At 71.8% G+C, this 543-nt stretch carries 1 protein-coding gene; it reads right to left on the reverse strand.

The features are described from left to right. A partial coding sequence (locus ACY1JF_RS31940) for an acyltransferase domain-containing protein (protein WP_462708762.1) occupies window positions 1–543 on the reverse strand: 543 nt, incomplete at both ends.

Here is a 543-nt window from a genome sequence, read left to right on the forward strand (position 1 = left end):
GGTCCGCGCGCAGCGCCGGCACGCACCTGTCGACCAGCGGCGAGAGCACCGCGTCACCGCCCAGCTCCACCCACGCACCCGCCCCGGCGGCGGTCACCGCATCGGCGAACCTCACGGTGCGCGCCACATGCCCGACCCAGTACTCCGGATCGGACCACTCGTCCCTGACCGGCCCGCCCGTCACCGACGACACCACCGGGATCTGCGGAACACCGAAGGAGAGTCCCGCGATCGCCTCCCGGAACGGGTCCAGCACCGGCTCCATCAACGGCGAGTGGAACGCGTGACTCACTTCCAGCCGGCGCCGACGCCGCCCCGCGAACACCGACGCCGACACCACCCCCTCGACGCTCTCCTCCGCACCGGAGAGCACGACGGAGGCCGGTCCGTTGACCGCCGCGATACCCACATCAGTCATACCGTCCAGGAGCGGCAGCACTTCGTCTTCGCCTGCCTCGAGGGCCACCATCACCCCGCCCGGCGGCAGCGCGTCCATCAACCGCGCCCGCGCCGACACCAGCACACACGCATCCGCCAGACTCA

It is taken from the genome of Streptomyces sp. SYSU D01066-1 (assembly GCF_054956795.1).